Annotated in this window: 8 protein-coding genes and 1 pseudogene; 4 read left to right on the forward strand and 5 right to left on the reverse strand. The window is 44.1% G+C overall.

Translation table 11 applies throughout. The features are described from left to right. A pseudogene (locus tag A1019T_RS13495) lies at positions 1 to 102 on the forward strand (RNA-guided endonuclease TnpB family protein); the annotation flags it as partial. Here the strand turns inward: A1019T_RS13495 and A1019T_RS00525 are convergent. Then, a complete protein-coding gene (locus A1019T_RS00525; RefSeq protein ID WP_077449950.1) occupies positions 76 to 1,377 on the reverse strand; it encodes a pyridoxal phosphate-dependent decarboxylase family protein in 1,302 nt (433 codons plus the stop codon). The pseudogene A1019T_RS13495 and the gene A1019T_RS00525 overlap by 27 nt on opposite strands. Positions 1,378 to 1,713: 336 nt before the next feature. On the opposite strand from A1019T_RS00525, the gene A1019T_RS00530 reads away from it, so the two are divergent. The 3 genes from A1019T_RS00530 (at position 1,714) to A1019T_RS00540 (ending at position 3,866) form a co-directional block, all read left to right on the forward strand. Then, positions 1,714 to 1,923 carry a hypothetical protein gene (locus tag A1019T_RS00530; RefSeq protein ID WP_077449951.1) on the forward strand — a complete coding sequence of 70 codons (210 nt, stop codon included), beginning with the start codon at positions 1,714 to 1,716 and terminating at the stop codon, positions 1,921 to 1,923. Between the two features lie 76 nt (positions 1,924 to 1,999). Beyond that, entirely contained in the window at positions 2,000 to 2,902 is a 903-nt protein-coding gene (locus tag A1019T_RS00535; protein WP_077449952.1) for a TatD family hydrolase, read from the forward strand. 154 nt (positions 2,903 to 3,056) lie between these two features. Then, positions 3,057 to 3,866, forward strand: a complete 810-nt coding sequence (locus A1019T_RS00540; protein WP_077449953.1) for a tRNA threonylcarbamoyladenosine dehydratase — start codon at positions 3,057 to 3,059, stop codon at positions 3,864 to 3,866. Between the two features lie 33 nt (positions 3,867 to 3,899). Here the strand turns inward: A1019T_RS00540 and mnmC1 are convergent, their stop codons facing one another. The 4 genes from mnmC1 to A1019T_RS00560 form a co-directional block, all read right to left on the reverse strand. Continuing rightward, positions 3,900 to 6,167, reverse strand: a complete 2,268-nt coding sequence (gene mnmC1, locus A1019T_RS00545; RefSeq protein ID WP_077449954.1) for an FAD-dependent 5-carboxymethylaminomethyl-2-thiouridine(34) oxidoreductase MnmC1 — start codon at positions 6,165 to 6,167, stop codon at positions 3,900 to 3,902. Between the two features lie 95 nt (positions 6,168 to 6,262). Beyond that, positions 6,263 to 6,802: a hypothetical protein gene (locus A1019T_RS00550; RefSeq protein WP_077449955.1), complete on the reverse strand. Its 540-nt coding sequence runs from the start codon at positions 6,800 to 6,802 to the stop codon at positions 6,263 to 6,265. Positions 6,803 to 6,838: 36 nt separating this feature from the next. Beyond that, complete coding sequence (locus A1019T_RS00555) at positions 6,839 to 7,135, reverse strand: YciI family protein (RefSeq protein WP_077449956.1); 297 nt, start codon at positions 7,133 to 7,135, stop codon at positions 6,839 to 6,841. A 59-nt stretch (positions 7,136 to 7,194) separates the two neighbouring features. Next, positions 7,195 to 7,433: transposase (locus tag A1019T_RS00560; RefSeq protein WP_077449957.1), on the reverse strand; the 239-nt coding region annotated here is incomplete at its 5' end.

Below are 7,433 nucleotides of genomic sequence, written 5' to 3' on the forward strand. Positions count from 1 at the left end.
TGTGCTGAGTGTGGCACATGGCATGATAGAGATATCAATGCTGCTAAGAACATCCTTGCGGTCGGGCTTGACCGTCTAGCTGTAGGAATCCCCTCGGTTTAGCGAGGGGAGGAAGTCAATAATCTGATTCAGCTCCTGTTCGCTGTGCTTGCCGTCATTAAAAGGTACGTTAACGATGCTTAACTGGGCAGGGGACACAATTTCAAAGTGAGACTGCTGGCGGAACAATTTTTCAAAATGTTGTGCGTTTTCAAAGCCCTTGTCAATGGCATTTCGCATCTCTTTTAAGCCGACTCTTTGTAAGGTGTACCACAGACGCATGCCTCTTGCCGGTGCAGTCAATTCGATACCCATGTCCCAAAAGTTAATGTTGGAATCATCGGATTGAATGTCAGTTAGATATTCAGGGTTTTCGCTAAAAGTGCGCGACATGGCTTGACGATCTTTACAGATGACTACTGCACAACCATAAGTTTGAAATAGCCATTTGTGACCATCCCAACTGATAGAATCACTACGCTCAATGCCATTTAACAATTGACGGTGCGAGGATAAAATGGCGCTCGCCCCATAGGCCCCATCAATGTGGAGCCACATATCATGAGCTTCACTGATGTCAGCCAGCTGGTGTAGCGGGTCGATTGAACCGGTATTGGTGGTGCCACAAGAGCCGACAATTAAAAAGGGAATCATGCCATCGGCTTTGTCCTGCTTGATTTGTCTTTCTAGATCTTCTGCTATCATTTGAAACGCATCATTGGTCTTAATTTTGCGAATATTAGCCCTAGGGATGCCCATAATACGGATACTCTTGGCCACAGAAGAATGGGTCTGATCCGAGACATAGACGGTACCTTTGACCAGTTCATCTTCCTTTAATTTCTCATCTCGAGCCACAATTGAAGCAGTTAGATTCGCCATTGAGCCACCGGAGACGAACAGCCCGCCCAGCTCTTTTACCGGATAGCCAATTTGTTCTCCCATCCAGTTCATAAGTTTCTTTACGGCGACGGCCATCCCCTCAATTAAAGTATGACTGCCGCCATAAGGCGAATAAAAAGAGTTAATGGCCTCACCAACCACAGAGATAGGGGACAGGGCTAAAGGTATGAAGGAGAAGAACCGAGGGTGACTTTGCTTAGTGCGGTGCTTATAGACCAATTCATTGAGCTCATGCATCACCTCATCGGCAGATCTTGGCTCTTCTTGGAATGGGATATCAATAATGGCCTGTTTCTTAGCTTCAGGTAGGGGGTTGACGATGTACGATTGGGCGGTATGAATTTGCTCTTCTACCATGAGCGGCATGAACTTGGTTAAAGATGCTTTGGCCTCCTCCCAGTTAAATAGGGTAGCGTCATTATTATTAGAAGTCATAGCTATTGCCTTAAATAAAAAATTATTGCCTAAAATGAACGAATAATATTAAAAAATTAGCAAGACTATAAACCCCTGCTTTTCGATAAAAACAGGAGTAAAAAAGCTAATTTTTACGGGAGGTTATAGCTAGCTGTTGATTTAAGCACGTATTATAACCTAGCGTATTTTTGAGCTTGTATTATGTGTTGTTATTTCATGTTTAAATGTAATATGCATTGAGATATAACAGCAGCATAAGCTACTGTTAGAGATAAAAACCATTAAAAGCCAGCCACTAAAAAGCAGCAATTAAAATTACCGATAGATAAATATGAATAAAAAACAGGAGTCAGTATGCGCTATTCAAAGGTCTTAAAATTGGGAGCAGTAGGCTTGGCATTATTGTTAATCCCTAGACGCAGTAGTCGAGATGTTAAAGGTAAAGACAACATCGCCGCAGATTTAGCCGCTGACATAGAGACTAAAGATAAACTCAAAATTGATACTGAGTCTAGCAACCATGAGAGTAAAGAAAATAACGACAGCAACCTTGATGAGCAGTAATCTTAATTTATATCAGTCTTAATTAATCAGCTCTAAATTAACCAAATTTTAAAACTTGAGGTCACCACGAGCCACTATGTCACACAGTCAAAATAAAAAGGGATTAGAAGCGGATATCCATTACCCTTTGATAGACACGCATACTCACTTCGACGATTTTGTCTTTGATGTAGATAGGGTCGAGTTGGCCACGTCGGCTTATCGCTCTGGGGTGCGTCACTTATTGTTAATAGGCTATTATGCGAAGTATTTTGATCGCATGTTACAGACACAGCAGCAGTTAGCGGATCAAGCAGACAGTGGGACTGCAGTGCCAAAAGTTTATCTTGCTTCAGGACTGCATCCAGCTTATATCTCTGAGCATACCGAAGCAGATTTAGAGCAGCTGGCCCAATTTTTACAGACGCATCCTAATGTGGCCGTTGGAGAAATTGGGTTAGACACCTTCACTGATGAGTTAAAAACCGAGCAATCTGTGGAGAAACAAAAACGTTTTTTTGAGGCGCAATTAGATTTGGCAGTTCAGCATCAACTGCCAGTGCTGCTACATATTCGTAAGGCTCACGCGGAATGCCTAGCGCTACTAAAAAAACATAAGTATAACGCCAATAAGCTGGGTGGTATTGCTCATAGTTTCAGCGGTGGCGAGCAAGAGGCTAAGGCCTTTGTGAAGCTAGGATTTAAACTAGGGGTTACCGGTCAGATAACCAATACCAATGCCAAAAAACTACGCCGCGCCATAAGAGCAGCGGTCGAAACCTATGGCTTACAGTGCTTAGTGCTAGAGACTGATTGTCCCGACATGACTCCGATATGTTGTCAGCAAGGAGAGGAGCTAACAAGGAATGTACCCGGAAATCTAGGCTTTGTACTTCAAGGCTTGGCTGAGCTGCTTGAGGTTGACGAGCAGAGTTTGGCCAGACAATTATGGCAAAACAGCTGTGAGGCATTAAGAGTAGGCTGGCCTTATCCTGGATAACGTAGGTTATATAACTTTTGCTATACAGTATAATATGCTACTTGGTTTTAATTCCTGGTTTTAATTTAAGGCTCTTAGCTTAAACTTCTTAATTTAAAACCTCTCTCATTCTTTTATTCTCCGCTCTCTTAATTGACAGAAAATAAGGTACTTTATGACCTCATCTTCAGCTTTAGACAATAGCCAGTATGACCGACGCTTTAAAGGCACACAAACTTTATATGGCCAATCTAGTTTTAAAAATTTTGAACAGGCCCATGTGATTGTGATAGGGGTCGGTGGTGTCGGAACTTGGGTTGCTGAAGGGCTGGCACGTACTGCCATTGGCAAAATGACCTTGATAGATATGGATGTGTTAGTGGCCTCTAATGTCAATCGACAATTGCCAGCACTCGACAGCAGCTTTGGTAAAAGTAAAATCGAAGAGATGGGAGAGCGGGCACGTCAAATTAATCCTAGACTAGAGCTGACATTGGTTGATGATTTTTTGACGCCAGAAAATGTGGCCCAATTATTACCTAGCCGAGAGCAGGCGAAGCAAAAATTGCAGCAAGGTGAGGCGACCATCGTTTTGGATTGTACCGATGACATGTCAGCCAAATTAGCCATTGCTTTGCACTGCCGTTTTAATAAGCTGAAACTGATTTGTGCCGGTGGGGCAGGCGGTAAAACCGATCCGTTGCAAATTACGGTCAGTGATTTGAAAGACACTTATCAAGATCCATTGCTGGCACGTTTACGAACCAAGCTGCGTAACGAGCATGGTATCAACAAACAATTAAAGGAAAAATTTGGCATTAAATGCGTCTATTCAACGCAGCCACCCATTGTCAACAAATCAGCCGATGGCAGCGTCCAAACTGGGGGTTTGCACTGTGGTGGCTATGGCTCAGCAGTGGCAGTCACCTCAGTGGTGGGCATGGTGATGGTAAGCGAAACTCTAGCCATGCTAAGCACTAAGTAGATAACATAGATAACTACTCATTTAGTCATCGGATTATTTAGGTAACGGCTTTTGTAAGCTACTACGCTGTGGAGACAGTCTCTCTAGTAGAGATTTTGGCAAAGGCGTATATTTACCAAGCATCATATCGGCGATAACCTCAGCGCATATAGGGGCGAAGGCATAACCCTTTGACCCCATACCACTTAGGGTCCAAATAAAGCCGTCTTCATCGACTTGACCCACTAAGGGATGGTAATCTGGGGTCTGGGCCCGGATACCGACGCGGGCTTGCCAGCCCGCATAATCATTATCTCTATTATTCGTTTTAGTGCTAGCTAGAACGCTATCAAGCTCAGGGACAGCTGTGATTAGCTTGTCATGGTTGACTTGGTGCTCCGAGATACGAATTTGGGTATCCATGTCGTTGCGAACAAAGCTAGCTCCCAATAAAAAACTAGGCGTATCAGCAGAAACAGGATTCACCAGCTCATCATTTTTGCAAGGGGTGAATGCAGCGCAATAACCGCCATATTTAAGCGGTAATTTGGGTAAAGCTGTTAACTGCTCTTGTGTGGGCTGAAACCAAGACAATTGACCACGGATTCTACGAAACTCAAATATCCGAGCATCTAAATTCTGACTATCAAAAGCGGTAGCAATAATGACCGCATCAAAGTTAGTCAGTTCATCATCCCGCTGAGCATCGCTGTTATCATTATGATTATTTAGCACAGCAGATTCCGCAATTAACTGTACCTTCCCAGATGCATTTGCTGAGTTTTTAGACAGCTCTACCTGCTGAATTTTGGCCTGCTTAAAGCTAATATTGGGATGATTCAAAATAGTGTCGGCCAAAGCTTTAGGGTTAACCAAGCCAGCTTGAGGTAAATACAAATTCTCCTCCAAAGCTTGATGCTCTAAGCCTGTGATAGCTCGGGCTTTATCTGCCCCTAAAGTGGTCGCCATTTGCTCGGGATACTCAGCAATTTGCGAACCCCCGACGTTAGACTTCACTAGTAAATCTAGGGTGCCAGTGGCCTGAAATATTTGGCTAGGCGGGTTAAGATTAGGATTTGTCTCAGCTGAGTCAGAAAGCAGCTCATTCTGTCTATCTAGCTGCCGATATATGCGTTGGCTATACAGGTAGCCAATACTGTGTAAATGCTCTGCTACGTGGGCAATAGGCGTCATTTTTGGCGCCAATAAAGCTCTAGGATTACCAGAGGCTCCAGCTAAGGGAGCGGATTGGTCAACTAAAGTGACTTGTAGTCCACGCTGAGCCAGAGACCAGGCGGCCATGAGGCCAGAGACGCCGGCACCGACGATGGCTACTTTTTTATAATGCTCTTTTGTGTGGGGCCCTTTTTTATTAGGATTCTTTTGATTGATAGCAAGGCTATTAGATTCATTGTCAGTAGAAGCGGTGACCTCAGCTTTTCTGGCAGTAAGCATTTCACGCTTACGACCAAAGCCTTTGACTTTTTTTATCTCAAAGCCGGCCGATTCTAAGCCTCTTTTTACTACGCCGGCACAGCTAAAGGTAGCCGCAGTAGTCCCCACATTTGATAGACGCTGCACCTGCTCGAAGATTTGCTCTGCCCATAGTGACTCATTACAAGAGGGCGCAAAACCATCTAAATACCAAGCGTCTACTTGAGCCTGATGAGGCACATTACAGTCTGTGCTAGCTAACTTCTGTAAGCTCTCAGTGGCATCACCTAGCCATAAATCTAAAGTTACATCCTGCTCTAAATGTAAACGATGGCACCCTGAAACTAAGGTTGGATATAGCGCCAATAAACGAGTGATGAGCGGAGTAAGGGTAGGGTCATTGTCTTGCCAGCTTTGCAAGCTACGCGTTAGGTCCTCGAAGGTTAAGGGATGCTTTTCAGTACTGATGAGGTGCAGGCGAGGGGCTTGATAGCTAAGTTGTGACTTAGATGCGTCTTGTTGGCGATGCTGAGAATAAATAGCTTGTTTGGTCTGCTGCCACAGTTGCCAAGTAGCTAAGATGTTAAGTCCAGTGCCAAAGCCCAGCTCAGCGATGGTAAAGCTGTTTGAAACTTTCAAGGTTGAAGTGCTGTCAGTAGTAGCTTTAGTATTAGAATCCGTATCAAGTGATTGTAGATATTGCTCAAAAAGGACCGCAAAGCGTTCAGGTAGATGGTTTTGTTGTAAAAACACATAACGAGACTCTGCCAGACCATCGGCCAAAGAATAATAAACATCACCGAAGACTTCCGAGACGGGTACCAAGTTACCCAACTCATCTTCACGCCATGACAGTTTGGCAGGTATCACCTTAGCTACTTCACTCACGTTTTACTCACTTGTCTTAATTAAAAAGGCAATGACTAACTGATTCTAATTAACTACTGGCAACTAACTAACCCAAGCTAACTATTAGCAACTAGCTACCAGCGATCGCGTCTGCTGAACACGAAACCACCCAATAGGATGCCTAAAAATAAAGAAACAGCCACAGTGACTGCTCCATACATAAACAGCTGGCCACTGCGCTCATTGATTAACACATTAACCCGAGTTTCTAGGTCATTCACATCGCGTTGCAACTGCGCATTACGGCTAAGTAACTCTTGATTGGCAGCGGATAGTTCAGAGTCGCTGGGCTGCATGCCACTGGCCAAACTGTTTGGGTTTTCTAGGGCGTTTGGGGTTTCGCCTGGGTTTGCCTGTTGTTGATTTGGGCTTTGTGGATTAATTTCATTAAAAGGAGTGTTGGGTTGAGAGGCGACCTGTGGATCTTCCTCTGCAGCAGCTGCCTGCTGCTCATTATTAACCACCACAGTAGGTGCTGCAGAAGCAACGATTGGAATGAGTGAGGCCGACAATGACCAAGTGCAGGCAAGTAAGGCAGTACGAATAATTGAGGCATTACTCTTAGCTTTAGAGGGGGTCGCAGCAGTGTGTGCAGAGCATTTTGAAACAGGCATGGCAATGGGTTCCAATACGAATAAAACTGGGGTCAATTAAGCAGAAGGCAAGGCTTGAATAAAGGGCTTAATATCGACATGGCTATAAACCCCTGCCTTTAAGTAAGGTTCTTCGCTGGCCCATTGTTGAACAGCCTCTAAGCTATCAAAAGCGGCGACAACTAAGCTACCTGACATGCCCTCTTCACCATGTTCAATGGGGTTAGGACCGGCAATAACCAGCCGACCTTCTGACTCAAGCTGCTTTAGACGAGCAATATGAGCGGGGCGGGTTTCTTGTCTTAACTGTGTAGAATTAGCGACATCGTGACCAATAATCATAAATAATGGCATAGTAAGCCTCGTATCAATGGGGGCGGGTTTATATTAACTGTCCAGACTAGGGCGTGTCCTCAATTTAACTTACAGTGAATAATAGTACAGGCTAGGTAAAGCATAGATTTAAAATTGCGTGCTAGCTTTTCATAGCGTGTTGCTATACTGCGAAAATGCTTTAATCGAGCGAACATATTTTCAACTAGATGGCGTAATTTATAAAGGTAACTGTCAAACTCTGGGTTAGGTTGTTTCGTATTTTTTCTTCTAGGAATAACCGCTTTCATGCCATGTTCTATCGCTTTATCTCTGATTT

It is taken from the genome of Psychrobacter piechaudii (assembly GCF_900162825.1).
Lineage (GTDB): Bacteria > Pseudomonadota > Gammaproteobacteria > Pseudomonadales > Moraxellaceae > Psychrobacter > Psychrobacter piechaudii.

Coding starts and splice junctions, on each gene's coding strand:
- A1019T_RS00525 (WP_077449950.1), bottom strand. CDS start 1,377: ATGACTTCTAATAATAATGACGCTACCCTATTTAACTGGGAGGAGGCC.
- A1019T_RS00530 (WP_077449951.1), top strand. CDS start 1,714: ATGCGCTATTCAAAGGTCTTAAAATTGGGAGCAGTAGGCTTGGCATTA.
- A1019T_RS00535 (WP_077449952.1), top strand. CDS start 2,000: ATGTCACACAGTCAAAATAAAAAGGGATTAGAAGCGGATATCCATTAC.
- A1019T_RS00540 (WP_077449953.1), top strand. CDS start 3,057: ATGACCTCATCTTCAGCTTTAGACAATAGCCAGTATGACCGACGCTTT.
- A1019T_RS00550 (WP_077449955.1), bottom strand. CDS start 6,802: ATGCCTGTTTCAAAATGCTCTGCACACACTGCTGCGACCCCCTCTAAA.
- A1019T_RS00555 (WP_077449956.1), bottom strand. CDS start 7,135: ATGCCATTATTTATGATTATTGGTCACGATGTCGCTAATTCTACACAG.